The following is a 23,840-nucleotide window of genomic DNA, read 5'->3' as shown; positions in this document are numbered from 1 at the left end:
CGAGAGGGTGGAATGTGCGCGGGCGGATCGTTGTCGCCGGGCTGGCCGGGCTGCTGGTGAGCGGCTGCGCCGACGAGGCGGAACCGGTGGCGGTGCCGCCGCCGGTGCCGATCGCTGTGGATGTGGCGGCGGCCTCCTCGGGCGGCGCCTGCCGTCTGCTGGACTTCACGGTGATCGAGCAGGCGGTGAAGGTCCGCTTCGACGTGGCGGCGGCCAGCGAACAGGCCGACACCCACACCTGTGTGGTCCGGGCCGCGAGTGCCACCCTGCCGGAGTTGACGCTCAGCGTGACCGAGACCACGATCGACAAGACCACCTTCGGCGCGGACGTGGTGCCGGACAAGGCGGCGAAGGTCACCGGGCTGGGTCAGCAGGCGTACAAGCGGACCATCGCCGCGGCGAGCGGGCACGGGCCGGTCGCCGAGGTGGGCTGGCTGGCCGGCGACGGCCGACTGGCCACGGTGAGCTGGACCGCGGCCCGTGGCAGTGAGCGCTCGGCGGTGGAGAAGCTGACCGGTGACCTGGCCGCGCTGGCGAAGAAGGTGGACACCCGGGCGTTGTGACGCCCGGGTGTGCCCGGTTGGTCAGTCGGCGGCGACTCAGTTGGCGGCGACGAAGACCCGGGAGGCGACCTCGCGGGGCAGTCGCACGCGGTCACCGGAGCGGTCGATCGACACCCCGTCGCGCTCCTGGGCCACTGTCACGGTGGCGCCCGGGTCGACACCGGCGGCGTGCAGTTGGCGCAGCACGTCGGCGTCCTTCTGCACGCTCTCGCAGATCCGTCGCACCACGACCGACCCGGAGAGGCCGGGGAAGGCCAGGTTGCGCTCGCCCTCGGCGGCCTCGGTGGTCTCCGCAGCCGGCGAACCCAGCTCCTCGAGCCCGGGGATCGGGTTGCCGTACGGGGAACGGCTCGGCCGGTTGAGCAGGTCGTAGACCCGCTTCTCCACGGCGTCGCTCATCACGTGCTCCCAGCGGCAGGCCTCCTCGTGGGCCTCCTCGTAGGGCATCCCGATGACGTTGACCAGCAACAGCTCGGCGAGGCGGTGCTTGCGCATCACGGACACGGCGCTGCCGCGACCCAGGGCGGTGAGCGTCAGGTGCCGGTCTCCCTCGACGGTGAGCAGGCCGTCGCGCTCCATCCGGGCGACTGTCTGGCTCACGGTGGGGCCACTCTGCTGCAGCCTTTCGGCGATCCGGGCACGTAGCGGTGGCACCCCCTCTTCTTCCAACTCGAGGATGGTGCGCAGGTACATTTCGGTCGTGTCGACCAGGTCGTGAGACTTCATAAGGTCAGCGGCCCTCCGGTGCACGATGTTACCTCGGTGAACGACTGGCGACCGCCGCCGAACCGCGTGCCGTCTACGCGAATGGTGTTGGATGGTCGCCATGTCCGGTACCCAGGAGCCGTTGGTCGAGGTCGATCGGCTCGTCGCCGAACTCGACCAGGCCGATCCGCCCACCCTGCTCGACGTCCGCTGGCGGCTCGTCGGCTCGCCCGGGCGCGACGACCACCTCGCCGGCCACCTCCCCGGGGCGGTCTTCGTCGACCTGGACACCGCGCTCTGTGGGGCGCCGGGCGCCGGCGGCCGGCACCCGCTGCCCGACCCGGCCGCGTTGCAGGCCGCGCTGCGGGCCGCCGGCGTCCGCGCCGGTCACCCCGTTGTGGTGTACGACGGCGGCGACGGCTTGGCCGCCGCGCGGGCCTGGTGGACGCTGCGCTGGGCGGGGCACCGGCCGGTGCGTCTGTTGCACGGCGGCTACCCGGCCTGGGTCGCCGCCGGCCGGCCCGTCTCCACCGACGCGCCTGGCCCACCCCCCGGTGACGTCGTGGTGCGCCCCGGTGATCTCCCGGTGCTCGACGCCGGGCAGGCCGCCGTGCTGGCCGCCGCGGACGACGCGGTGTTGCTCGACGTGCGGACGGCGCCCCGCTACCGGGGCGAGGTCGAGCCGATCGACAGGGTCGCCGGGCACGTGCCGGGAGCGGCGAACCTGCCCGCCGGTGAGTACGTCGGGCCGGACGGCCGCTTCCTGGCCGCTGACGTGTTGAGCGAGCGGTTCGCCGCCGCCGGGGTGACCGAGGGGCGGGCCGTCGGGGCGTACTGCGGCTCGGGGGTGACCGCCGCCCAGGCGGTGCTCGCGCTGCACCTGGCCGGCCGCACGGACGCCGCGCTCTACGTCGGATCGTGGAGCAACTGGGTGGCCGACCCGGCCCGGCCGGTCGCCTCCGGGTCGACACCCGGCCGCTGACCAGCGCGTGCGGTGGGCCGGCGCCGGTCCTCGTGCGACGATGGGCTCATGTCCGACGACACGGTGGTGGTGTGGGACGAGTCGCTGCTCGCCTACGACATGGGTGACCATCCACTCGACCCGGTTCGGGTGGAGCTGACCATCGCGCTCGCCCGCGAGTTGGGCATCCTCAATCGGCCAGGGGTGCGGATGGTCAAGCCGGAGCCCGCCGACGATGCGGTGCTCACCCGGGTGCACGAGCCGGCCTACCTCGCCGCGGTGCGTAACGCGCCGCGCGACCCGCTCTTTGCCGGGTACGGGCTGGGCACCTCCGACAACCCGGTCTTCGAGGGTATGCACGAGTCCAGCGCGCTCATCGCCGGCGCGACGGTGGCCGCCGCCGAGGCGGTCTGGCGTGGCGACGCCCGCCGGGCGGTGAACGTGGCCGGTGGGCTGCACCACGCGATGTCCGCCCGAGCCTCCGGCTTCTGCGTCTACAACGACCCGGCGGTGGCCATCGCCCGCCTGCTCGACCTGGGCGCCGAGCGGGTCGCGTACGTGGATGTCGACGTGCACCACGGCGACGGGGTGCAGGACATCTTCTGGAACGACCCACGGGTGCTGACGGTCAGCCTGCACGAGACCCCGCTGGCGCTCTTTCCGGGCACTGGTTTCCCGGACGAGACGGGTGGGCCGGGCGCGCAGGGCACAGCTGTCAACATGCCGTTGCCGCCGGGTGTCGACGACAGCGGCTGGCAGCGCGCGTTCCACGCGATCGTGCCGTCGGTGCTGCGCGCGTTCCGGCCGCAGGTGCTGGTCAGCCAGTGCGGCGCCGACGGGCACCGGCTGGATCCGCTCGCCGATCTGAACCTGACGGTGGACGGGCAGCGGGCCACCTACCTGGCGATGCGGGCGCTTGCCGACGAGGTGTGTGAAGGCCGGTGGGTGGCCACCGGCGGCGGCGGGTACGCGCTCGTCGAGGTGGTGCCCCGGGCCTGGAGTCACCTGCTGGCCGTGGCCACCGGTGACCCGATCGACCCGGCCACGCTCACCCCACCCGCGTGGCGGGACCTGGTCGCCTCCCGACGTCTGGGCCGGGAGATACCGCTGCGGATGACCGACGACGCCGACCCGTCGTACGAGCCGTGGCAGCCGACCGGTGAGCCGAACGCGGTGGACCGGGCGATCGCGGCGACCCGCAAGACTGTCTTCCCGCTGCTCGGGCTCGACCCGCACGATCCGCGGGACTGAGCCGGGCCGGGGGGAGGGCGTTCCGGTGACGACCGTGGACCAGCCGGTCGACGTGCTGCTCAGCGATGGCAGCACCGTCCAGTTGCGACCGATCGATCCGGCCGACGCGCCGGGCGTCGTGGCGATGCACAGCCGGTTCTCCGAGCGCACCCGCTACCTGCGGTACTTTTCGCCGTACCCGCGCATCCCGGAGCGGGATCTGATCCGTTTCGTCACAGTGGACCACCACGACCGGGAGGCGTTCGTGGTGCTGGCCGCCGACCAGATCGTCGCGGTCGGCCGGTACGAGCGGCTCGGCCCGCAGGCCCCCGAGGCGGAGGTGGCCTTCGTGGTGGAGGACGCCTACCAGGGGCGGGGCATCGGCTCGGTGCTGATGGAGCACCTGGCCGACGCGGCCCGCCGCAACGACATCATGAGTTTCGTCGCGGAGGTGCTGCCGGCCAACGGGACGATGCTGCGGGTCTTCGCCGACTTCGGCTACCAGGTCCAGCGCGAGTACGCCGACGGCGTGGTCCACCTGAGCTTCCCCATCGCGCCCACCGAGGCCAGCCTGGAGGTGCAGCGCGGCCGGGAGCACCGGACCGAGGCCCGCTCGATCGCCCGGCTGCTCGCCCCGCGCGGCATCGTCGTCTACGGCGCCAGCGCCACCGGTCAGGGCGTCGGCGCGGCGGTGCTCGGGCACCTGCGCGACGGCGGGTTCACCGGCGCTGTGGTGCCGGTGCATCCGAGCGCTTCGACAGTGGCGGGCCTCCCCGCGTACCCGTCGGCGGTTGACGCCGGAGCGCCGGTGGACCTGGCGGTGGTGGCGGTCCCGCCGGAGGCGGCGACCGCGGTGGTCGCCGACGCCGCCGCCGCGGGGGTGCACGGCCTGGTGGTCATCTCGGCCGGCTTCGCCGAGGCCGGCGGCGAGGGCGCGGCCACGCAGCGGGCGCTGGTCCGCGCGGCGCACGCGGCCGGGATGCGGGTCGTCGGCCCGAACTGCCTGGGCGTGGCCAACACCGATCCGACGGTACGCCTCAACGCCACCCTCGCCCCGACGTTGCCGCCGGCCGGCCGGGTCGGCATCTTCAGCCAGTCCGGTGCCTTTGGGGTGGCGCTGCTCGCCGAGGCGGACCGGCGGGGCCTCGGGCTGTCCAGCTTCGTCTCGGCCGGCAACCGGGCCGACGTCTCCGGCAACGACCTGCTGCAGTACTGGCAGGACGACCCCGGCACCGATGTGATCATGCTCTACCTGGAGACCTTCGGGAACCCGCGCAAGTTCGCCCGGCTGGCCCGGCGGATCGGCCGCGCCAAGCCGGTCGTCGCGCTCGCCTCGCCGGCCCGCCCGCCCGGGGTCGGTGACGCCGCCGGGCCGGACGAGGTGGCGGTGGCGGCGCTCTTCGCCCAGTCCGGGGTGATTCGGGTGGACACCGTGCCGGAGCTGCTCGACGTGGGGGTGCTGCTGGCCAACCAGCCGTTGCCGGCCGGCGGCCGGGTCGGTGTGGTGGGCAACTCCTCGGCCCTCACCGGGCTCGCCGCGACAGCCTGCGTCGGGCACGGCCTGAGCGTGGCCGACGGTTATCCCCGCGACGTCGGGCCGAGTGCCGGTGCCGCCGAGTTCGCTACCGCGCTCGCCGAGACGGCCGCCGACGAACGGGTGGACGCCCTGGTGGTGGTCTTCGCCCCGCCGCTACCCGGCCAGTTGACCGATGTGGGCGCCGACGTGACCGCCGCGCTGCCGGCCGCCCTCGCGTTGGGTAAGCCGACAGTGGCGACGTTCCTGGTCGGGCGGCTGCCGCCGGGGGTGCCGGCGTACGGCGGTGTGGAGGAGGCGGTCCGCGCGCTCGCCCGTGCGCACCGGTACGCCGAGTGGCTTCGCCGCCCGCCCGGGGTGGCACCGGAGCTGCCCGGCCTCGATCGCGCCGCCGCGCAGGCCGCGCTCCGGGCCGACGCCACCGACCCGGACGCGCTGCTGGCCGCGTACGGCATCGACGTGGTGGCCTCGGTGTCCGTCGACTCGGTCGACTCGGCCGACGCGGCGGTCGACGCGGCGGCGCGGCTGGGCTTCCCGGTGGCGCTCAAGGCGGCTGCCCCCGGGCTGCGGCACCGACTCGACCTCGGCGCGGTCCGGCTGGACCTGCCCGACGAGCCGACCCTCCGCCGGGCGTACGCGGACCTGGCGGCGACCTTCGGCGCGGACGCGCTGGTCCAGCCGATGGTCCCGCCCGGCGTGGCCTGCGTGGTGGAGGTGGTGGAGGACCCCGCGTTCGGGCCGGTGGTCGGCTTCGGCCTGGGCGGGGTCGCCACCGAACTGCTCGGCGATCGGGCGTGGCGGGCGGTGCCGTTGACCGACCGGGACGCGGCCGAGCTGGTCGACGAGCCTCGGGCGGCGCCGCTGCTGCGCGGGCACCGGGGGGCCGCGCCGGTCGACCGGGCGGCCCTGGCCGATCTGCTGCTGCGGGTGGGTCAGCTCGCCGACGAACAACCCCGGGTGCGATCGCTGACCCTCAACCCGGTGCTCGCCCGCCCGGACGGCATCTCGGTCCTGCACGCCCAGGTGGGGGTGGGTGGCGTGGTCGCCCGCCCGGACACCGGCCCCCGCCGCCTGTGAGCGGGCCCGGTCAGGCGCGACTGGAGATCTGCTGGACGCCCCAGGTGTTGCCGTCCGGGTCGGCGAAGAACACGAAGCCGACGTTGTCCAGTGGATCCGGCACCGGCCGGGGGTTCTGACCCACCACCTGGATCTCGCTGACCTCCACACCCCGTCCGACCAGCTCCTCGTGGGCCCGCTTCAGGTCGGGCACCACCAGTTGCAGGCCCTTGAGTGAGCCGGGCGGCATCTCCGGGACGACGCCCTTACCGATCACGATCGAGCATCCCGAGCCGGGCGGCGTCAGCTGGACGATGCGCGCCTCGTCGTTGATCACCGTGTCGTGGTCCACAGTGAAGCCGAGCTGGTCGGCGTAAAACCTCTTCGCCCGGTCCAGATCGGAGACCGGCACGATCACCACTTCCAACGTCCAGTTCATCGTCGCTCTCCTCGCGTCGTCGGTCAGCCGATCGGTGTCCCAGTCAAACACTCCGACAGCACGGAAGGCCCCGGCGAACCGCCGGGGCCTTCCGTGGGAACCGGGTGCGTCAGCAGGCGTACGCCTCCAGGCGCTGGGCCCGCTCCGGGGCGCGCAGCTTCAGCAGCGTCACCTTCTCGATCTGCCGGATCCGCTCCCGGGACAGACCGAACTCCCGGCCGACCTCGTCCAGGGTGCGCTGGCGGCCGTCGTCCAGGCCAAACCGGAGGCGGATGACCGCCTGCTCCCGCTGGGACAGGGTGGAGAGCACGACGCTGACCTCGTTGCGCAGCTCACCCTGGGCGGCGGCGTCGCCCGGCTCGGTGCGCGGGTCCACCGAGGCCACGAAGTCGCCGAGCGCGCTCTCGCCGTCGTCGCCGACGGCCTGGTCCAGGCTGACCGGTTCCCGGTCGTACGAGATCAGCTCGATGACCTGGATCTCGGGGATCTCCAGTGCGCGGGCCACCTCGGCGACCGTCGGTTCGCGGCCCAGCGTCACCGACAGTTCGCGGCGGGCCCGGACCATCCGGTTGACCTGCTCGACCATGTGCACCGGGATGCGGATGGTGCGGGCCTGGTCGGCCATGGCGCGGGTGATGGCCTGCCGGATCCACCAGGTGGCGTACGTGGAGAACTTGTAGCCCTTGGCGTAGTCGAACTTCTCCACGGCCCGGATCAGACCCAGGTTGCCCTCCTGGATCAGGTCGAGAAACGCCATGCCACGGCCGGTGTAGCGCTTGGCGATGCTGACCACCAGCCGCAGGTTCGCCTCCAACAGGTGGTCCTTCGCCGCCCGACCCTCGGCGACGATCAGCTCCAGGTCGGCTCGCAGCTCCGTGGAGACCGGGGTGCAGGTGGCCAACTTCTCGTCGGCGAACAGGCCGGCCTCGATGCGCCGGGCCAGGTCGACCTCCTGCGCGGCCGTCAGCAGCTTCGTCCGGCCGATTCCGTTGAGGTAGGCCCGGACCAGGTCGGTGGAGATGCCGCGCTCGTCGGTGGCGTCCAGGTCGACGAGGGCCTCGGGGGCCCCGTCGGTGTCGGTCGTGGTGGCCGGGCGCGTCCGGTGTTCCGTCATCTGCAGGACCATCTCTGTCTCTCCCCGTTTCCACGTCGGTGCCGTGTTCCCGGCCCAGTGGTGCCGGTGTGACAACAGCTTGGCGGGCGGGGCGTAAAACGGGAGTGAGGCGATCGGGCACCCGACAGGAATTGCGTCGGATCGCTGGTGCGGTGTGTCGTCGGGGTGTGTGGTTGCCCGCCCCGGCTACGTTGCGGACGGCCGGCCACCTCTGGTCGACCGAGGACGACAGATGGAGGACGGTGTGGTCTTCAAGCGGCTCATGAAGGCGATGGGCGTCGGCGGTCCGTCGGTGGAGACGGTGCTGGCCAACCCGAACTGCCGCCCGGGCGGCCAGCTGGAGGGCCGCATCCAGGTGATGGGCGGTGACCACCAGGTGGACATCGACCACGTCGCCCTCGGCCTGGTCACCCGGGTCGAGGTCGAGAGCGGTGACAACGACTACGACGCCACTCAGGAGTTCCACCGCCAGCAGGTCACCGGCGCGTTCCGGCTGGAGCCGGGGCAGCGCTACGACCTACCGTTCCGCTTCGACGTGCCGTGGGAGACGCCGGTCACCGAGCTGTACGGGCAGCACCTGCACGGGATGACGATGGGTCTGCGTACCGAGCTGGAGGTCGCCCGCGCTGTCGACAAGGGTGACCTGGACGCCGTGTCGGTGCACCCGCTGCCGGCGCAGGAGCGACTGCTGGACGCGTTGCTGCGGCTGGGCTTCCGGTTCGCACGCGCCGATGTGGAGCGTGGTCACATCTACGGCGTACGCCAGACGTTGCCGTTCTACCAGGAGATCGAGTTCAGCCCGGCGCCGCAGTACGCCCGCTCGATCAACCAGTTGGAGGTCACCTTCATCGCCGACGCGCAGCAGATGCAGGTGGTGCTGGAGGTCGACAAGCGCGGCGGTGTCTTCACCGAGGGCCGGGACGCCTTCGGCCGGTTCACTGTCGACCACGCCACCGCCGACCGCACCGACTGGACCGCCGAACTCGACAACTGGCTCCGCCAGTCCCTGTCCCGCCGAGGCCTCTTCTCCTGACCCACCCCCCGCCTTTCGTCGATCATGAAGTTGTTGCCACGACACGCGGGTGGCGGGCAATAACTTCATGATCAACAGGGGGCGGTGGGTGGGGGACTGGGTCAGAGGTCCAGGAGGAGGGTTTGGGGGCCTATGTTGGTGCTCTCCACCAGCATGTGGGTGCGGAAGCGGCCCGTCTCGACCTTCGCTCCTCGTTCACGGAGGGCGTCGACCACCGCTGTCACCAGTGGCTCGGCGACCTCGGCGGGGGCGGCGGCGGTCCAGCTCGGTCGGCGGCCCCTGCGAACATCGCCGTAGAGGGTGAACTGGCTGACCACCAGGATCGGCGCGCCGGTGTCGGCGGCGGACCGCTCACCGTCCAGGATGCGTACCTCGTGCACCTTGCGGGCCATCGTCTGAGCGGTCTGCGGGGTGTCGGTGTGGGTCACCCCGAGCAGCACCAGCAGGCCGTTGTCGATGGCACCGACCACCTCGCCGTCCACCGTCACGCTGGCCCGCCCGACGGTCTGCACCACCGCCCGCATCAGGCGCTCACCGGCTCGATGAAGCCGCGCTCCACCAGGTGCGCCACGATCGGGCCGGCGGCCTCGGCCATCTCGTCGGGCTCGACGTCGTGCGCGGCGGCGAGCAGGGCGAGCTGGTCACGCAGCGGCAGCCGGCCGTCGGCGCCACCGACCAGCGCCAGCACCAGCGGGTCGATCTCCTCGGTCCAGCGCAGGCCGTGCGGCATCGCGAGGACCTGCCGGTCCACCCCCCAGCCCTCGTCGCCCATGGTGGCCTCCTGTCGCAGCTGGAGGCCCTCGGCGGCCCGGTAGCGCTCGGCGAGCAACGCCTCGGTGTCGCGTACCCGGAGAAAGTCCTGGCGGTCGAACCAGGCGGCGACCTGGTCGCCCAGCGGCGGCTGCACCCGCTGGCGCAGGTCCTCCACCCGGACCACCGGGTCGGGGTGCCCACCTCGACGCAGGGACACGATGCCGAAGCCGATGCCCTCCACCTTGTGCGCGTCGAACCAGTCCAGCCAGGCGGCCATCCGCTGCGGGTCGGCGGTCTCGCCGACGTCGGTGAGCCACAGGTCGACGTACGCCATCGGGTCGGCCACCTCGCGCTGGATCACCCAGGCGTCCAGGCCGGTCCCGGCGAACCAGCCGGCCACCCGCTCGTCCCACTCCTCGCCGGCGACGTGCACCCAGTTCGCCAGGTACTGCATGGTGCCGCCCTCGGTGAGCAGGCCCGGGGCGGCGGCGGCCAGTTCGGCGCCGATCGCGTCACCGACCCGGCCGGAGTCGCGGTACACGTGCGTGGTCGTGCCCGGGCCGACCACGAATGGTGGGTTGCTCACCACCAGGTCGAATCGCCGACCGGCCACCGGGGCGACCAGGTCGCCGCGGAGCAGCTCCCAGTCCTGACCGTTGAGGGCGGCGGTGGTCGCGGCGAAGCGCAGCGCCCGCTCGGAGAGGTCGGTGGCGGTCACGGACCTGGCGTGGGTGCCGAGGTGCAGGGCCTGGATGCCGGAGCCGGTGCCCAGGTCCAGTGCGGTGTCGACCGGCCGGCGCATGGTCGCGCCGATCAGGGTGTGGGTCGCCCCGCCGACACCGAGGACGTGCTCGGCGTGCAACGGGCGGCCCGGGCGGGCGCTGGCCGGCACGTCGGCGAGCACCCACCAGTCCTCGCCGTACGGCTCCAGGTCGACGCCGGCACGCAGGCCCTCGCCGTACCGCTCGACCAGCCCGCCGGCCAGGGCCTCGGCCAGGCCCAGCGGCGCCAGCGCGGCGGCCACCGCCGCCTCCGACTCGGTCTGGGCGCAGATGAACACCCGGATCAGGGTGCCGAGCGGGTCACCGTCCTCGGTGGCGCGCAGCGCGGCCCGGTAGTCGTTGCGGGCGACCGCCGCGGTCGCCTGGGCGCCCAGCCGCTCGGCGATGCCGTGGCTGGTGAATCCGGTCCGGGTCAGCGCGCTGCGCAGCGCGTCGACGCCGGCGGGGGAGAGCAGCATGTCGTGTTCGTCCACCCCGACATCCTGCCTCCCGTTGCGTCCCGGGTCAGCGTCACCCGCCGGAAGGTGTCGGAGCGTCGGTGTCCGTCCGGTTCGGTACGCCAGGCAGGATGGTCCGCATGACGCTTGTGCTGCCCATCGACCCGGAGGCCAACCGGCTGCTGGAGCGTAGCCCGCTGGCCCTGCTGGTCGGGATGGTTCTTGATCAACAAGTGCCGATGGAGAAGGCGTTCTCGTCGCCGTACGTGCTCCAGCAGCGGCTCGGCCATGAGCTGGACGCGGCGGAGCTCGCCGGGTACGACCCGGAGGCCCTGGTCGCGCTCTTCGCCCAGCCGCCCGCGCTGCACCGCTTTCCGAAGGCCATGGCGGCCCGGGTGCAGGAGGTCTGCCAGGTGCTGGTGGAGCGGTACGACGGGAACGCGGCGCTGCTCTGGGCCGAGGTCGCCGACGGGCCGGAGCTGCTGCGGCGGGTCTCCGCGCTGCCCGGCTTCGGCAAGCAGAAGGCACAGATCTTCGTGGCCCTGCTCGGCAAGCGGTTCGGGGTGACCCCGCAGGACTGGCGGACGGTGGCCGGGGACTACGGCGACCCGGGCGCGTACCGGTCGGTGGCCGACGTCACCGACGCCGACTCGCTGCGTCGGGTGCGGGAGTTCAAGCAGCAGATGAAGGCGGCGGCCAAGGCGAAGACCGCCGGCGGCTGACCTGACCGCTGGCGAAGGGGCGGTCTGCTCAGGCGGCGGTGGGATGAGCCAGTGAGGCCAGCGCGCGCCGGACGTCGGCCAGCGAGACGGTGGCCGAGTCGTCCAGGTCGGCCAGGCCGGTCTCGATCCACTGGCGCATCAGCGTGGTGACCCCGATGCCCCGGGCGTCGGCGGCGGCGCGGACCCGCTCGTAGGTGTCCAGTGGCAGCCGCACCGAGCGGCTCACCATCGGCACGTCGCTGTCGGGGGTGGGCAGCTCGGCAGCCGGGCTCTCGTCGATCAGCTCGGCGATCCGGTCGCCGCCGTCGTGGAACTGCTTTGTCGCGTCGTTACGGTGCATCGTCACGGCCTCCTCATCTACCGAGATCTCCGCACGGCCTCGTCGTAGCGCTTGGACTCGACGTCGCTCAACTCGCGGGCGGAGAGAATGTCCCAGTCGTTGTCGGTGCCATCGGCCTCGGCGAGCAGCACCGCCAGCCGGCGGCCCCGACGGGCGGCGGCGTAGACCACCATCACGTCGTCACCCAGATGGCGGATGACCCGGCGGGCGCTGTGCAGCGCCTCCCAGACTTCCCCAGGTGTGACGTCGTAGACCCTCAGGTTGGCCAACGCCTCGTCGGTGAAGCTGAACCTGCTGCCCACATTTCGGAGCGTACCACGGGCGTAACACGCGGCGGGATGAGTCGAAGTTCGCTGATCACGGACCTGCGGTGACAGGATGAGGCGTAACCCCCTCGAGGAGGTCCATGGTGAAGCGTCAGGCGTACCAGCCGATTCTGATCACCGACGCCTCGCGCAGCCAGGACGATCAGCTCAACAGTCGCCAGCGCCGTTATGTCGTGATGATGAGCATCCGCGTGGTGTGCATCATCGTCGGCGCGATCCTGGTCGGTGCGAACGCCCCACTGCTCTGGCTCTGGCTGCCGCTGTGCGGCCTCGGCATGGTGCTCATCCCCTGGCTGGCCGTGCTGCTGGCCAACGACCGGCCGCCGAAGGAAGAGCACCGGCTGGCCAACCGGTTCCACCCCCGCCAACAGGACGACACCCCGCCGATGAGTCTCACCGCCGAGGAGCGCCCCCACAAGGTCATCGACGTCGAACCCTGACCCGCGAACGGGCCAGGGTTCGAGCAGTCGGGGCTGTGACCGTGTGACGGCCCGCTACGCCTGTGGCCGAGCCCCGGCGGTGGAGACGGCCAGCGCGCCCAGGTCGGTGGCGCGGTTCAGCGCCGCGGTCGGGGTGGCACCGGCGAGCCACGCGGTGAGCAGACCGGCCGCGAAGGCGTCCCCCGCGCCCGTGACGTCCACCACCGCCACCCGGCGGGCCGGAGCCACGCAGACCGGCGTGGTGCGGTCGACCCAGACCGCGCCGGCCGCGCCGCGCTTCACCACCACCCGCCGAGCCGTCGCCGACAGCGCCCGCCCCTGCGCCGCCGGGTCCAGCCCGCCGGCCAGCACCGTTGCCTCGTCCGCGTTGACCAGGAGCAGGTCGATGTCGCGTACCCAACTCAGGAACGCCGCCGCTCCGACCCGCCGCAGCGGCGCCGCGGAGGCCGCGTCGACGCTGATGGTGAGCCCGCGCTCGCGGGCGGCGGCCAGCGCCCGCAGCCCCGCGCCGCGCGACTCCGCGTCCAACAGGGTGTACGCGGACAGGTGCAGATGCCCAGCGCCGGGCGCCGCCGCGAGGGCCTGCTCGACGTGCGCGGCGCTCAGCCGCAGGTTCGCGCCCCGCTGGCTGACCATGGTGCGCTCGTCGTCGGCCGCCAGCACGATGACAGTGCCGGTCGGTGCGCCCTCGGCCCGCTCGATGGCGCAGTCGACGCCCGTCCGGTCCAGCTCGGCCACCCGGTCCCGCCCGGCGTCGTCGTCACCGACGGCCCCGACGAGCGTGACGTCCACCCGCTGCGCGGCGATCCAGGCGGCGGTGTTGGCCGCCTGACCGCCGCCGCCGAGACTGATCGCGGCCCCGGTGTCCGAGCCGGCCGCGAGCGGCCCCGACAACACGGCGACCACGTCGGTGATCACGTCCCCGACGACGACCACCCGGGCCGGTCGGGTCATGCCGGGACGGCGGCGCCGGGGGCCACCGAGGCGACAGCGATCCGCGCGGCCAGGTCGGCGTTGCGCAGGATGATCCGCACGTTCACCGCCAGGCTGGCGCCCTCGGTGGCCGAGTGGAAGTGCGCGAGCAGGTACGGGGTGACGGCCTTTCCGGTGATCCCGTCCCGCTCCAGCAGGGCCAGGCCATCGGTGAGCGTCCTGTCGTGCAGCTGCGGGTCGAGCTGCTCGTCGAGCGGCAGCGGGTTGGCGATGAGCAGCCCGCCGGTGTGCACGGCGTGCTCGTCCCGGGCGGCGAGCACCGCGGCGACCTGCTCCGGCGAGTCGACCGACCAGTCCAGGTCGAAGCCGGCGTCGGTCAGGTAGAAGCCGGGGAACCGGCGGGTGCGGTAACCGACCACCGCGACCCCGAGGGTCTCCAGGCGTTCCAGCGTCGCACCCACGTCGAGGATCGACTTGACCCCGGCGCAGACCACGGCGATCGGGGTCTGCGCCAGGGTCACCAGGTCCGCCGACTCGTCGAAGGTGTGCGCGGCCTCCCGGTGCACACCACCCAGTCCGCCGGTGGCGAACACACCGATGCCGGCGGCGGCGGCCACCGCGCTGGTGGCGGCCACCGTGGTCGCGCCGTCCGCGCCGGTCGCGGCGGCCACAGCGAGGTCCCGGACGGAGAGCTTGGTCACGCCGTCGACAGTGGCGAGCCGGGTCAGCTGTGCGTCGTCCAGGCCGACCACCAGCTCACCGGCGATCATGCCGATCGTCGCCGGAACGGCCCCGGCGTCCCGAACCGTCCGCTCGATCTCCCTGGCCACGCGCAGGTTCTCCGGCCGGGGCAGACCGTGCGAGACGATGGTGCTCTCCAGGGCGACGACGGGCCGGCCGTCGCGCTGGGCTTCGGCCACCTCGGTGCCGTAGCTGATGCGAAAGTCAGTCACACGGGCACCGTACGGGGTGGGGCCTCGGCCGGCCTCAAGTGGACCCGGCCGTGATGACCTGCCAAACTTGTCGGTTGGAGGTGCAGACGTGAGCACAGAGGTTCTCGAGCGTCCGGAGCTGAAGGACGCCGATACCGGTCCCGAGATGTTCCACTACGTCCGCAAGGAGAAGATCGCCGAGAGTGCCGTCATGGGCACTTACGTCGTCGCTCTCTGCGGCGAGACCTTCCCGGTCACCAAGGCGGCCAAGCCGGGTTCACCGGTCTGCCCCAAGTGCAAGGAGATCTACGACTCGTACCGTGAGTGAACCTCGGCCGGTGCTGTCGCCGGCGACGTAGCCTGCGGCGGTGACCACCTCCACCGCCCTGCTCCTCGCCGACCTGACCGGGGTGGCGGTCTTCGCCGCCTCCGGGGCCTCGGCGGCGGTGGCCAAGCGACTGGACCTGTTCGGCGTCGCGTTCGTCGGCTTCGTGGCCGCCCTCGGCGGTGGGATCTTCCGGGACCTGGTCATCGACGAGGTGCCGCCGCTGGCGTTCGCCGACTGGCGGTACGTCGCCACCGCCGCGATCACCGCGCTCGCCGTCTTCTGGCTGCACCCGCAACTGGCCCGACTGCGCACCACAGTGCTGGTGCTGGACGCGGCCGGCCTGGCGCTGTTCACCGTCACCGGCACGCTCAAGGCGCTCGACGCCCGGGTGCCGGCCGTCGGGGCCTGCCTGATCGGCATGCTCACCGCCATCGGCGGCGGGCTCGGTCGCGACCTGCTCACCGCCGAGATCCCGGTCGTGCTGCGCCGGGAGATCTATGCGCTGGCCGCGCTGGCCGGTTCGGTCCTGGTGGTGCTGCTGTACGTCACCGGGCAGACCGGGTCCGCACCGCTCACCGCCGCCGCCGTCCTGGTCTTCGGGCTGCGCCTGATCGCGCTGCGTCGACGCTGGTCCGCGCCGGTGGCCACGCTTCGCCCGCCGCGCGCCGACGGGGCGGATCCACGCGCCGACCGGGAATGGTGAGACGGTAGGGCCGCTGTTCGGTCGGTGCGGGATTGTGACCAGCGTGGCGTCGCCTGGGCCCGGCGGCCCGCGCTGGTTATGCTGAGTCGGCCTTCGCGGCAGCTTCTGCGCGGAGGCGTTTTCATGGGCGGCGGATCCTCGTGGCCCTCGCCCGGCGTCCGCCATCGTGCGGTCGGAGAGGAGCTTCGCGTGGCAGCCCGGACGCCGGTGCTCGAGACGTTCCCGGCACTACGCGCCTGGCAGCGCAAGGCGCTGGTGGAGTACCTACGTCGCCGTACCGAGGACTTCACAGCGGTCGCCACGCCCGGTGCCGGCAAGACCACCTTCGCCCTGCGGATCGCTGCGGAGCTGCTCGGTGACGGCACCATCGAGGCGGTCACAGTGGTCGCGCCGACCGAGCACCTGAAGAACCAGTGGTCCGACGCCGCGGCCCGGGTGGGCATCCAGCTCGACGCCGCGTTCCGCAACGCCGACCTGCACTCCGCTGCCGACTTTCACGGCGCGGTGGTCACCTACGCGCAGGTGGGGATGGCCCCGCAGGTGCACCGACGGCGCACCATGACCCGACGCACCCTGGTCATCCTCGACGAGATCCACCACGCCGGGGACTCCCGATCCTGGGGCGACGGGGTGAAGAACGCCTTCGAACCCGCCGTACGCCGACTGATGCTCACCGGGACGCCGTTCCGCTCCGACGACAACCCGATCCCGTTCGTCGGCTACGAGCGGGGCGGAGACGGGCTGCTGCGCTCCCGCGCCGACTCGGTGTACGGCTACTCCGACGCGCTGCGCGACGGCGTGGTCCGGCCGGTGCTCTTCCTGGCGTACTCCGGGGAGACCCGCTGGCGAACCAACGCGGGGGAGGAGTTGGCGGCCCGGCTGGGCGAGCCGATGACCCAGGACCTGGTGGCGCAGGCGTGGCGTACCGCCCTGGACCCGGCCGGCGACTGGATGCCACAGGTGCTGCGCGCCGCCGACGCCCGACTCACAGTGCTGCGCAACGCGGGCATGGCCGACGCCGGTGGTCTGATCATCGCCACCGACCAGCAGACCGCCCGCTCCTACGCCAAGCTGATCGAGCAGGTGACCGGCGAGAAGGCCGCCGTGGTGCTCTCCGACGACCAGGGCGCGTCTGCCCGGATCGCGACGTTCGCGGCGTCCGACCAGCGGTGGCTGGTCGCGGTGCGGATGGTGTCCGAGGGGGTCGACATCCCGCGACTGGCGGTCGGGGTCTACGCCACCAGCGCCAGCACGCCGCTCTACTTCGCCCAGGCGATCGGCCGGTTCGTGCGGGCCCGCCGGCCCGGGGAGACCGCGTCGGTCTTCCTGCCCAGCGTGCCGCACCTGCTCGGGTTGGCCAGCGAGATGGAGACCGAGCGCGACCACGTACTCGGCAAACCCAAGGAAGCCGACGGTTTCGACGACGACCTGCTGGAACGCGCGCAGCGCGACGACCAGGCCAGCGGGGAGCTGGAGAAGCGGTTCGCCGCGCTCTCGGCCACCGCCGAGCTGGATCAGGTGATCTTCGACGGCGCGTCGTTCGGCACCGCGGCCCAGGCCGGCACCCCCGAGGAGGAGGAATACCTCGGACTGCCCGGCCTGCTCACCGCCGACCAGGTTTCACTGCTGCTGACCAAGCGGCAGGCCGCACAGCTCGCCGCCCAACGCCGTCGTACGGCCGACGGGGCCTCTCAGCCGGCCGCTGCGGCCACGGCGGCACCTCCCGCACCCATGAGCGCCGCCCAGCGCCGCGTGGCGCTCCGGCGCCAACTGAACGCTCTGGTGGCCGCCCGACACCACCGCACCGGCCAGCCGCACGGCAAGATTCATGCCGAGCTGCGCCGGCTCTGCGGTGGCCCGCCGAGCGCCCAGGCCACCATCGAGCAGCTTGAGGAACGCATCGCCACCGCGCAGACCCTCTAGACCGCCCAGCAGTGGTGGGGCTTTGAGGCGCGGCGTGGGGCGTTTGGACAAAAAGCTGGCCGGAGGCACCCTCGGGGTGCCTCCGGCCAGCTATGTCGTTTTGCGGATTTAGTTCGCCATCAGATCGGCGCCACGCCAGCTGAAATCGGGCTCCGTTGCGAACCGCTCGGTGATCTTCACGAGATCCTCCGCGTACTTGTTCGCGTGATGCCCGCAGAACACCAGCTCGCTCCCACCCACCAGAGTGATTCGGAGCTTCCCGGCAGCATTGCAGCGGTCGCACCGTTCATCGGCGGCTGGGGGCGCCACCGTCTCGGGCGGCGGCGTGAGGGTCGAGTTCATCGCCTTCCTCCTCTGGTCGTCACCGATGAACAATCTCTTCGGTCGTTGCTCACCTATCGTGCAACACCCTTGCTAGGCACTGCCTTCCCTGTGTGCCCGCGGGGGACCGAGGTCACACATGGCAGGGACAGTGTGCCGTGTACCAAGGGTGCCACGTCAACGATCACATTCGCGCAACCGGACGATCACCATCTGGCGTTGCACCCCAGGTGATCAAAACGACACGTTCGGTTGACGAAACCCGCTCAGTCCAGGTAATCCCGGAGGACCTGCGACCGGGACGGGTGACGCAGCTTGGACATCGTCTTGGACTCGATCTGCCGGATCCGCTCCCGGGTCACCCCGTAGACCTGACCGATCTCGTCGAGCGTCCGAGGTTGGCCGTCGGTCAGGCCGAAGCGCAGGCGTACCACACCCGCCTCACGCTCGGAGAGCGTCTGGAGCACCTGCTGGAGCTGGTCCTGCAGGAGCGAGAACGACACCGCGTCGACAGCGACCACGGCCTCGGAGTCCTCGATGAAGTCGCCGAGCTGGCTGTCGCCCTCGTCGCCGATGGTCTGGTCCAGTGAGATGGGCTCCCGAGCGTACTGCTGGATCTCCAGCACCTTCTCGGGTGTGATGTCCATCTCCTTGGCCAGCTCCTCCGGAGTGGGCTCGCGGCCCAGGTCCTGGAGCAGCTCACGCTGTATGCGGCCGAGCTTGTTGATGACCTCGACCATGTGCACCGGGATGCGGATGGTGCGGGCCTGGTCGGCCATGGCGCGGGTGATGGCCTGCCGGATCCACCAGGTGGCGTACGTGGAGAACTTGTAGCCCTTGGTGTAGTCGAACTTCTCCACGGCGCGGATCAGACCCAGGTTGCCCTCCTGGATCAGGTCGAGGAACGCCATGCCGCGGCCGGTGTAGCGCTTGGCCAGCGACACCACCAGTCGGAGGTTCGCCTCCAGGAGGTGGTTCTTGGCCCGCTCGCCGTCCCGGGAGATCCAGCTCAGGTCACGGACCATCTCCCGGACGAGCTTCTCTTCGCCCTCGTCGGCAGCCCGCATTCGCTCGGCGGCGTAGAGCCCGGCCTCGATCCGCTTGGCCAGCTCCACCTCCTGCTCGGCGTTGAGCAGCGGAACCTTGCCGATCTGCTTCAGGTACGCCCGGACGGAGTCGGCGGAGGCGGTCAGCTCGGCGTCACGTCGCGCCTGCTTGAGGGCCTCGGACTCCTCGTCGTCCCACTCGAAGTCGTTGTCGGTCGCCGAGGCGGCGGCGTCGGTCTCGGCGGCCTGGGCCAGCTCGGCCGGCTCCTCGACCACCACGTCCTCGATCGCGGCGGCCAGCTCCTCCGGGTCGATCTCGCCCTCGGCGCCCTCGCCCTTCGCCTTGCCGCCAGCCTTGGTCGGCTTGGCTCCGGCGGCCGCGGCCACCGTCGCCTTGGTGGCTCGGGTCGACCGGGTCGCCTTCGCCGGCGTCGCCGCTGCGGTGCCGGTCGCCTTGCCAGCGGCCACCTTGCGCGGGGCCGACGTCGCCGGGGCGTCGTCGGCGGCGGGCGCCTGCTTCGGGGCCGGCGCGGCGGCCTTCTTGGTGGTCTTGGCGGTGGTGGCCCGGGACGCTGGCGTGGTCGAGCGGGCCGCGGCGACGCGGCGACGGGTGCTCGCCGAGCCGTCCACCACGACGGTCACTCCCGCCTCGGAGAGCGCCCGCAGGATCTTCTTGGCCTGGGCCGGAGTCACCTCGGCGGACTCGACGGTGCGCGCGAGCTGAGCCGACGTGAGCTGACCACCGGCGCTCTGCGCGTGGGCGATCAGGGTGTCGGTGAGCGAGCGAACGTCGGCGCCGGGCTGGCGGGGTTCTGTCACGAATGACCTTCCGGAGGCGAAGAGCGGGCACGGCGGGTTCGTCCAGCGCAGCGAGGGTTACCGTGCCGGGCGATGTGGTTGAGGGACCCTCGTGTCACGGTCCGGCCGGTGGTCGGCGGTCCGTGCCGCGTGGGCAGGGGTGAATTGTAACGCCGTCTGCGGCGATCATCCTGCTCCGCACCGCGTACCGCCGGTGGGGACCGTCGGTGGGGCGGAGATATGGGCTTCGCGGTAATGATAGCCGCGCGGCCGGCGTACGGCTTCCGTCGTCGAGCCCGTTGGCGCGTAGATCGTGTCCGAACTGCCGTTTGAGCAGGCAGTACGAGGTCAATGTGGCGGTTGCGAGGGTGCGCGTGTGGATCACCGAGGTCGCTGTTGGTCCGGCCGTTGACGCCCCGACCAGGTCGCGGTTGGGCAACGGTTGTGAGCCGAGCATGGGCGGGGCGGTAGGCACTTAAGCGACATTACCAATCTAAAGGGGCATCTTGTCGGAGGTCGGCCGCTCAAGCCGTGCGGGAGGCGTGGGTGCACCCGCCTCGCAGCGGCAGGCCAGGCACCAGAGATCCCGGTCTGGTGCCGTTGCGCGGCGTCGGGAACGATGATCTTCGGAGGCCGGGTCGGTAGTTTCATTCACCCACATGCGCTCGGACTGCGGAAAGAGGCGAATCATGACCAACTCGGCTACGGCACCGTCCGAGCTGCTGACCATCGCGGTGCAGGTGGCTCGGGACGCGGCCGACACCGCGTACCGGATGCGCGCCGAGGGGGTCGTCGTCGCCGCCACCAAGAGCACCGTCACCGACGTGGTCACCGCCGCCGACCGGGCGGTCGAGCGGCAGATCCTCGACGCGTTGGCCGCGCTGCGCCCGGACGACTCGGTGTTGGGCGAGGAGTACGGCGAGGGGGCTTCCGGCGCGGCGCCCAGCGGGGTGCGCTGGATCGTCGACCCGATCGACGGCACTGTGAACTACCTGTACGGGTTGCCGTACTCGGCGGTCTCGCTGGCGGCCGAGGTGGACGGGGTGGTGGTTGCCGGCGTCGTGCGCAACGTGAGCACCGGCGAGGAATGGACCGCCACGGCCGGCGGCGGGGCCTGGCGCGACGGTGTCCGGCTGCGCTGCTCCGACGAGGTCGACCTGGGGCAGGCGCTGGTCGGCACCGGCTTCGGCTACGACGCCGGCCGCCGGGCGCACCAGGCGCAGGTGGTGGCCGGGCTGATCGCACACGTACGGGACATCCGCCGGCTCGGCGCCGCGGCGCTGGACCTCTGCCTGGTCGCCGAGGGGCGGCTCGACGCGTACTTCGAGAAGGGTCTTGCGGCCTGGGACCTGGCGGCGGGCGGGCTGGTGGCCGCCGAGGCGGGGGTTCGGGTCGCCGGCCTGGCCGGTGGGCCGCCGGGGCCGGACCTGGTGGTCGCGGCTCCGCCCGCGCTCTTCGCTCCGCTGCACGACCGGTTGGCCGCGCTGGACGCCGCAGGCGGTCCCTGACCGTTGGACCAGGTCGGCCGGCGCCTGAGCGGCCGGCCCTGGTCGGTGGGCCGGCTCGGTGCCGGTTCGCCGACCTGGCGCTGCTGGGCCGGTTACGCCGTCACTTGGCGGGTGGGGACGGGCAGGAGCCCTTGGGAGCTTCCGGCGGGCCCGAGTCGCCGAGTGACTGGTTGACCTCGGTCGTGGTGGCGAGCTGCTGGAAGTTGTTGCCCAGCACGACGTCAACGGTGTCGTCGGTGCGCTTCTCGTCGTAGCCCGGGGTGGCGTTGTTGAGGAAGTACGCCTGGAGCAGGTGCGCGGACCCGACGCCCTTCGGGCCGTACCGCAGCACCGCGACGCTGTTGATCCTCTTCTCGTTCCCGGTCTTCTTGACCTGGAACTGTCGATTGCTGAACTCGTCGGCGACGGTGTGGGCGAGGCCGGGCTGATCGGTGGCATTGAACACGTTGATCTTGACGTCCTTGCGCTCGCGCAGGGTCAGATCAGCCAGCGGCCAACCCTCGGGGCAACCCGCCGCGGTGCCCACGTTGCCCTGGCTGTCGCGGACCACGGCCACGACGACGAAGACCAGGGCGATGATCGCCAGCAGGCCGACGACGACGAGTGCTCGCACGCGCGCAAAACTCATCAGGGCACTCCCCGGACCTCAGTGGGTGGTGGCGGCCAGAAGCGATCGCTCAGGCCGCCGGCCGTCGAATACGCCGCTGAGGTTAACGGTTGTCCGGCCGTCGCGTGGAAACAGCCCGACATGCCGGCGCGCCGACCGCGAACCGGGTACTACTACCCCTATCTTCGTGTCGCCTGAATCACATTGGGAACAACTTCGCGTGCGGGGGCGTACATCTCAGCCGCAAGGGCGGTATACATGCCTCGCCCAAGGGGGGGTAAGGTTCCGCGCTCGCAGGGGAGTCGCCCCAGCGAGCTCGACCCGTTCGGTCCTCGGGTCGGGTGCCCGACACAAGTGGTGGCCGGCCAGCGGAACCGAAACAGCGTCGTCCGGCGTTACAACCGGAAGCGACAACATCGATATGGGAGAGTGAAACCGATGGCCACCGACTACGACGCCCCGCGTCGCGACGAGGTCGACCTCGGCGAGGACAGCCTGGAAGAGCTCAAGGCACGGCGCGTCGACTCACAGTCGGGCGCGGTGGACGTCGACGAGGCCGAGGTGGCTGAGAGCTTTGAGCTGCCCGGTGCCGATCTGGCCGACGAGGAGCTCACGGTCAAGGTGCTTCCGATGCAGCAGGACGAGTTCCGGTGCGCCCGCTGCTTCCTGGTCCACCACCGTAGCCAGCTGGCGGTCGAGCGTAACGGCGAGCTGATCTGCCGCGAGTGCGTCTGACAAGCACAACAACACCGGCGGCGGCCTCCTGAACGGGGTTGCCGCTGCCGGTGTAGGCATGCGGCAGCGGTGGGTACCTGCTTGACTCGTAGCGGGTAGCCACAGCACCGGGAGGTCCGATGAGCGATCGAGGCGGCACGACCGATGGCGGCACGGACGGCCTCGGCGCCACACGTGACGCGGACGATCTCGGCGCCACACATGACGCGGACGATCTCGGCGCCACCCGTGACGCGGATGATCTCGGTGCCACCGTCGCGGCGCTGACCGCTGACGACATCGCGCCGGCCCGACGCCGCCAACTGCTGACCCGGATGGTCGGGCAGGCCCGTGCGCGGGGCATCTCCGACCTGTTCAAGCCGCGCGCCGCAGTGCGGTGGATGGTCGACGCCGTCGCCGAGATCGCCCCGCACGTGCCGGTACGGGACCTGGACACGCTGCGCCAGCACTTCCCCGGCCTGGACGACGCCGCCCTGGCCGACCGGCTCATCCGCAACGCGTCGAGGACCACCGCCGCGATCGGCGCGGCCGGTGGGGGCGTCGCCGCCGTCGAATGGACGGTGGCCCCGACCCTGCTCGCCGCGCCGGTGCTGCTCGCCGCCGAGACAGTGGCCGTGGTGTCGGTAGAGCTGAAACTCGTCGGCGAGCTGCACGAGATCCACGGCGTGGCGCTACCCGCCGCCGGCAGCCAACGGGCGGTCGCGCTGGTGCACTCCTGGGCCACTCAACGCGGCGTCAACCCGATGATCCCCGGCGTGGGAGTGGGAGCGGTGCTCGGCACCGCCGCCCGCAAGGAGTTGCGGGACATGCTGCTGCGGCGCTTCGGTCGCAACCTCACCACGCTCGGGCCGTTCCTGACCGGAGCGGCGGTGGCCAGCTTCCTCAACCGCCGGGCCACCCAGCAGATGGCCGACCAACTCCAGGTGGACCTGCGTCGGCGGGGTATCGCCCGGCCCGCGCCACCGGCAGCCCTCCCGGGCCCACCGACCGGCACCTGAGCGGGCCTCGCCGTCGGGTCAGCCCGGCTCGCCCGCCGTCGGTTGGGTGGTAGCCGCCAGGGCGTCCCGTGCGGTCAGCACCGCCTCGGCCAGCTCGACCGGGTGGCGGGTGCTCACCACCCAGAACGGGGTCGGATCCGCGGGATCGTCGAGGATCACCTGTACGGCGCCGCCGATCCACGGTCGCTGCACCACGAAGGCGAGCGGGTCCGCGCCGACGCCGAGCACCTCGCGTCGGCCGGCCACGTCCAGCGGCACCACGTCGGCCACGAAACGGACCGGCAGGCGGGCGTCGTCCACCCGCAGCTCGGCATCGGTCACCCCGACCCGGATCCGGCCCAGCCACCACAGCCCGAGCGCGCTCAGCGGCACCAGCACGGCGAACGGCAGCCAGGTGCGGACGCCGGAGGCGCCCATCCAGATCTCGACGGCCAGCAACGCGGCGGCCACCAGCCCGGCCAGCCACAGCCACCAGGGCAGATCCAGTCGCTCGGTGTACGCCGAGCGGGCGGCGACCGACGGCTGATCGGCGGACGGGGAGGGCGACATGCTCACTCCTGCGAGGGTACGGCG

Annotated in this window: 26 protein-coding genes; 13 read left to right on the top strand and 13 right to left on the bottom strand. The window is 72.1% G+C overall.

Annotated elements, in window-relative coordinates; translation table 11 throughout:
- Positions 1-14 precede the first annotated feature (14 nt).
- Positions 15-563, top strand: a complete 549-nt coding sequence (locus ABZS40_RS04490; RefSeq protein WP_354941823.1) for a hypothetical protein — start codon at positions 15-17, stop codon at positions 561-563.
- Positions 564-599: 36 nt separating this feature from the next.
- On the opposite strand, the gene ABZS40_RS04485 is transcribed toward ABZS40_RS04490, so the two are convergent.
- Positions 600-1,289: a metal-dependent transcriptional regulator gene (locus ABZS40_RS04485; RefSeq protein ID WP_354941821.1), complete on the bottom strand. Its 690-nt coding sequence runs from the start codon at positions 1,287-1,289 to the stop codon at positions 600-602.
- A 100-nt stretch (positions 1,290-1,389) separates the two neighbouring features.
- On the opposite strand from ABZS40_RS04485, the gene ABZS40_RS04480 reads away from it, so the two are divergent.
- From ABZS40_RS04480 to ABZS40_RS04470, 3 genes are read left to right on the top strand one after another with little or no spacing between them, the layout of a single operon-like run.
- Positions 1,390-2,250, top strand: coding sequence for a sulfurtransferase (locus ABZS40_RS04480; RefSeq protein WP_354941819.1), 861 nt, complete (start codon positions 1,390-1,392; stop codon positions 2,248-2,250).
- Positions 2,251-2,298: 48 nt separating this feature from the next.
- Entirely contained in the window at positions 2,299-3,480 is a 1,182-nt protein-coding gene (locus tag ABZS40_RS04475; protein WP_354941817.1) for an acetoin utilization protein AcuC, read from the top strand.
- 25 nt (positions 3,481-3,505) lie between these two features.
- Positions 3,506-6,070: a GNAT family N-acetyltransferase gene (locus ABZS40_RS04470; RefSeq protein ID WP_354941815.1), complete on the top strand. Its 2,565-nt coding sequence runs from the start codon at positions 3,506-3,508 to the stop codon at positions 6,068-6,070.
- 10 nt (positions 6,071-6,080) lie between these two features.
- Here the strand turns inward: ABZS40_RS04470 and ABZS40_RS04465 are convergent, their stop codons facing one another.
- Together ABZS40_RS04465 and sigB are read right to left on the bottom strand one after the other, a co-directional pair.
- Positions 6,081-6,488: a VOC family protein gene (locus tag ABZS40_RS04465; RefSeq protein ID WP_354941813.1), complete on the bottom strand. Its 408-nt coding sequence runs from the start codon at positions 6,486-6,488 to the stop codon at positions 6,081-6,083.
- A gap of 109 nt (positions 6,489-6,597) precedes the next feature.
- Positions 6,598-7,602: an RNA polymerase sigma factor SigB gene (gene sigB / locus ABZS40_RS04460; RefSeq protein WP_354941811.1), complete on the bottom strand. Its 1,005-nt coding sequence runs from the start codon at positions 7,600-7,602 to the stop codon at positions 6,598-6,600.
- 244 nt (positions 7,603-7,846) lie between these two features.
- On the opposite strand from sigB, the gene ABZS40_RS04455 reads away from it, so the two are divergent.
- On the top strand, positions 7,847-8,635 hold the full coding sequence (locus ABZS40_RS04455) for a sporulation protein (protein WP_354942090.1): 789 nt from the start codon (positions 7,847-7,849) through the stop codon (positions 8,633-8,635).
- Positions 8,636-8,736: 101 nt separating this feature from the next.
- Here the strand turns inward: ABZS40_RS04455 and dtd are convergent, their stop codons facing one another.
- Together dtd and ABZS40_RS04445 are read right to left on the bottom strand one after the other, a co-directional pair.
- The gene (dtd, locus tag ABZS40_RS04450; RefSeq protein WP_354941809.1) at positions 8,737-9,159 is read right to left on the bottom strand and encodes a D-aminoacyl-tRNA deacylase; all 423 of its coding nucleotides are present in this window, start codon (positions 9,157-9,159) and stop codon (positions 8,737-8,739) included.
- On the bottom strand, positions 9,159-10,643 hold the full coding sequence (locus ABZS40_RS04445) for a methyltransferase (protein WP_354941807.1): 1,485 nt from the start codon (positions 10,641-10,643) through the stop codon (positions 9,159-9,161). The genes dtd and ABZS40_RS04445 overlap by 1 nt, the downstream gene beginning before the upstream one ends.
- A 95-nt stretch (positions 10,644-10,738) precedes the next feature.
- On the opposite strand from ABZS40_RS04445, the gene ABZS40_RS04440 reads away from it, so the two are divergent.
- Positions 10,739-11,329, top strand: coding sequence for an HhH-GPD-type base excision DNA repair protein (locus tag ABZS40_RS04440; protein WP_354941805.1), 591 nt, complete (start codon positions 10,739-10,741; stop codon positions 11,327-11,329).
- A gap of 28 nt (positions 11,330-11,357) precedes the next feature.
- Here ABZS40_RS04440 and ABZS40_RS04435 read toward each other — a convergent pair whose 3' ends face one another.
- Both ABZS40_RS04435 and ABZS40_RS04430 read right to left on the bottom strand, forming a co-directional pair.
- The gene (locus tag ABZS40_RS04435; RefSeq protein WP_238681291.1) at positions 11,358-11,669 is read right to left on the bottom strand and encodes a BrnA antitoxin family protein; all 312 of its coding nucleotides are present in this window, start codon (positions 11,667-11,669) and stop codon (positions 11,358-11,360) included.
- A gap of 17 nt (positions 11,670-11,686) precedes the next feature.
- On the bottom strand, positions 11,687-11,971 hold the full coding sequence (locus ABZS40_RS04430; RefSeq protein ID WP_030489374.1) for a hypothetical protein: 285 nt from the start codon (positions 11,969-11,971) through the stop codon (positions 11,687-11,689).
- A 104-nt stretch (positions 11,972-12,075) separates the two neighbouring features.
- On the opposite strand from ABZS40_RS04430, the gene ABZS40_RS04425 reads away from it, so the two are divergent.
- Complete coding sequence (locus ABZS40_RS04425; RefSeq protein WP_354941803.1) at positions 12,076-12,435, top strand: DUF3099 domain-containing protein; 360 nt, start codon at positions 12,076-12,078, stop codon at positions 12,433-12,435.
- A 54-nt stretch (positions 12,436-12,489) separates the two neighbouring features.
- Here ABZS40_RS04425 and ABZS40_RS04420 read toward each other — a convergent pair whose 3' ends face one another.
- Both ABZS40_RS04420 and ABZS40_RS04415 read right to left on the bottom strand, forming a co-directional pair.
- On the bottom strand, positions 12,490-13,389 hold the full coding sequence (locus ABZS40_RS04420) for a PfkB family carbohydrate kinase (RefSeq protein ID WP_354941801.1): 900 nt from the start codon (positions 13,387-13,389) through the stop codon (positions 12,490-12,492).
- On the bottom strand, positions 13,386-14,321 hold the full coding sequence (locus tag ABZS40_RS04415) for a pseudouridine-5'-phosphate glycosidase (protein WP_354941799.1): 936 nt from the start codon (positions 14,319-14,321) through the stop codon (positions 13,386-13,388). Before ABZS40_RS04415 ends, ABZS40_RS04420 begins: the two co-directional genes overlap by 4 nt.
- 88 nt (positions 14,322-14,409) lie before the next feature.
- Between ABZS40_RS04415 and ABZS40_RS04410 the strand changes: the two genes are divergently transcribed.
- The 3 genes from ABZS40_RS04410 (at position 14,410) to ABZS40_RS04400 (ending at position 17,254) form a co-directional block, all read left to right on the top strand.
- A complete protein-coding gene (locus tag ABZS40_RS04410; protein ID WP_088946800.1) occupies positions 14,410-14,628 on the top strand; it encodes a DUF3039 domain-containing protein in 219 nt (72 codons plus the stop codon).
- Between the two features lie 40 nt (positions 14,629-14,668).
- Entirely contained in the window at positions 14,669-15,331 is a 663-nt protein-coding gene (locus tag ABZS40_RS04405) for a trimeric intracellular cation channel family protein (RefSeq protein ID WP_354941796.1), read from the top strand.
- A gap of 189 nt (positions 15,332-15,520) precedes the next feature.
- Positions 15,521-17,254: a DEAD/DEAH box helicase gene (locus tag ABZS40_RS04400; RefSeq protein ID WP_354941794.1), complete on the top strand. Its 1,734-nt coding sequence runs from the start codon at positions 15,521-15,523 to the stop codon at positions 17,252-17,254.
- 108 nt (positions 17,255-17,362) lie between these two features.
- Here the strand turns inward: ABZS40_RS04400 and ABZS40_RS04395 are convergent, their stop codons facing one another.
- Both ABZS40_RS04395 and ABZS40_RS04390 read right to left on the bottom strand, forming a co-directional pair.
- The gene (locus ABZS40_RS04395; RefSeq protein WP_007456919.1) at positions 17,363-17,596 is read right to left on the bottom strand and encodes a hypothetical protein; all 234 of its coding nucleotides are present in this window, start codon (positions 17,594-17,596) and stop codon (positions 17,363-17,365) included.
- Between the two features lie 245 nt (positions 17,597-17,841).
- Positions 17,842-19,440 (bottom strand): RNA polymerase sigma factor, encoded by a 1,599-nt coding sequence (locus tag ABZS40_RS04390; RefSeq protein ID WP_354941792.1) that lies wholly within the window; start codon positions 19,438-19,440, stop codon positions 17,842-17,844.
- A gap of 668 nt (positions 19,441-20,108) precedes the next feature.
- Between ABZS40_RS04390 and ABZS40_RS04385 the strand changes: the two genes are divergently transcribed.
- Complete coding sequence (locus ABZS40_RS04385; protein WP_354941790.1) at positions 20,109-20,927, top strand: inositol monophosphatase family protein; 819 nt, start codon at positions 20,109-20,111, stop codon at positions 20,925-20,927.
- Positions 20,928-21,027: 100 nt separating this feature from the next.
- Here ABZS40_RS04385 and ABZS40_RS04380 read toward each other — a convergent pair whose 3' ends face one another.
- The gene (locus ABZS40_RS04380) at positions 21,028-21,540 is read right to left on the bottom strand and encodes a LytR C-terminal domain-containing protein (protein ID WP_354942088.1); all 513 of its coding nucleotides are present in this window, start codon (positions 21,538-21,540) and stop codon (positions 21,028-21,030) included.
- A 432-nt stretch (positions 21,541-21,972) separates the two neighbouring features.
- Here ABZS40_RS04380 and ABZS40_RS04375 point away from each other — a divergent pair, with 432 nt between their 5' ends.
- Together ABZS40_RS04375 and ABZS40_RS04370 are read left to right on the top strand one after the other, a co-directional pair.
- The gene (locus ABZS40_RS04375) at positions 21,973-22,269 is read left to right on the top strand and encodes a DUF4193 domain-containing protein (RefSeq protein ID WP_007075406.1); all 297 of its coding nucleotides are present in this window, start codon (positions 21,973-21,975) and stop codon (positions 22,267-22,269) included.
- Positions 22,270-22,388: 119 nt separating this feature from the next.
- Positions 22,389-23,267: a hypothetical protein gene (locus tag ABZS40_RS04370; protein WP_354941788.1), complete on the top strand. Its 879-nt coding sequence runs from the start codon at positions 22,389-22,391 to the stop codon at positions 23,265-23,267.
- Between the two features lie 18 nt (positions 23,268-23,285).
- Here the strand turns inward: ABZS40_RS04370 and ABZS40_RS04365 are convergent, their stop codons facing one another.
- Positions 23,286-23,816, bottom strand: coding sequence for a DUF3093 domain-containing protein (locus ABZS40_RS04365; protein WP_354941786.1), 531 nt, complete (start codon positions 23,814-23,816; stop codon positions 23,286-23,288).
- Between the last annotated feature and the right edge of the window lie 24 nt (positions 23,817-23,840).

This window comes from Micromonospora sp. NPDC005324, assembly GCF_040607155.1.
GTDB lineage: Bacteria > Actinomycetota > Actinomycetes > Mycobacteriales > Micromonosporaceae > Micromonospora > Micromonospora trifolii.
Note: the sequence above shows the minus strand (reverse complement) of the source record. Positions and strands in the feature narration are given on the sequence as shown.

Coding starts and splice junctions, on each gene's coding strand:
- ABZS40_RS04420 (WP_354941801.1), bottom strand. CDS start 13,389: ATGACCCGACCGGCCCGGGTGGTCGTCGTCGGGGACGTGATCACCGAC.
- ABZS40_RS04365 (WP_354941786.1), bottom strand. CDS start 23,816: ATGTCGCCCTCCCCGTCCGCCGATCAGCCGTCGGTCGCCGCCCGCTCG.
- ABZS40_RS04485 (WP_354941821.1), bottom strand. CDS start 1,289: ATGAAGTCTCACGACCTGGTCGACACGACCGAAATGTACCTGCGCACC.
- ABZS40_RS04475 (WP_354941817.1), top strand. CDS start 2,299: ATGTCCGACGACACGGTGGTGGTGTGGGACGAGTCGCTGCTCGCCTAC.
- ABZS40_RS04435 (WP_238681291.1), bottom strand. CDS start 11,669: ATGCACCGTAACGACGCGACAAAGCAGTTCCACGACGGCGGCGACCGG.
- ABZS40_RS04395 (WP_007456919.1), bottom strand. CDS start 17,596: ATGAACTCGACCCTCACGCCGCCGCCCGAGACGGTGGCGCCCCCAGCC.
- ABZS40_RS04385 (WP_354941790.1), top strand. CDS start 20,109: ATGACCAACTCGGCTACGGCACCGTCCGAGCTGCTGACCATCGCGGTG.
- ABZS40_RS04440 (WP_354941805.1), top strand. CDS start 10,739: ATGGTCCGCATGACGCTTGTGCTGCCCATCGACCCGGAGGCCAACCGG.
- sigB (WP_354941811.1), bottom strand. CDS start 7,602: ATGACGGAACACCGGACGCGCCCGGCCACCACGACCGACACCGACGGG.
- dtd (WP_354941809.1), bottom strand. CDS start 9,159: ATGCGGGCGGTGGTGCAGACCGTCGGGCGGGCCAGCGTGACGGTGGAC.
- ABZS40_RS04370 (WP_354941788.1), top strand. CDS start 22,389: ATGAGCGATCGAGGCGGCACGACCGATGGCGGCACGGACGGCCTCGGC.
- ABZS40_RS04425 (WP_354941803.1), top strand. CDS start 12,076: ATGGTGAAGCGTCAGGCGTACCAGCCGATTCTGATCACCGACGCCTCG.
- ABZS40_RS04480 (WP_354941819.1), top strand. CDS start 1,390: ATGTCCGGTACCCAGGAGCCGTTGGTCGAGGTCGATCGGCTCGTCGCC.
- ABZS40_RS04375 (WP_007075406.1), top strand. CDS start 21,973: ATGGCCACCGACTACGACGCCCCGCGTCGCGACGAGGTCGACCTCGGC.
- ABZS40_RS04465 (WP_354941813.1), bottom strand. CDS start 6,488: ATGAACTGGACGTTGGAAGTGGTGATCGTGCCGGTCTCCGATCTGGAC.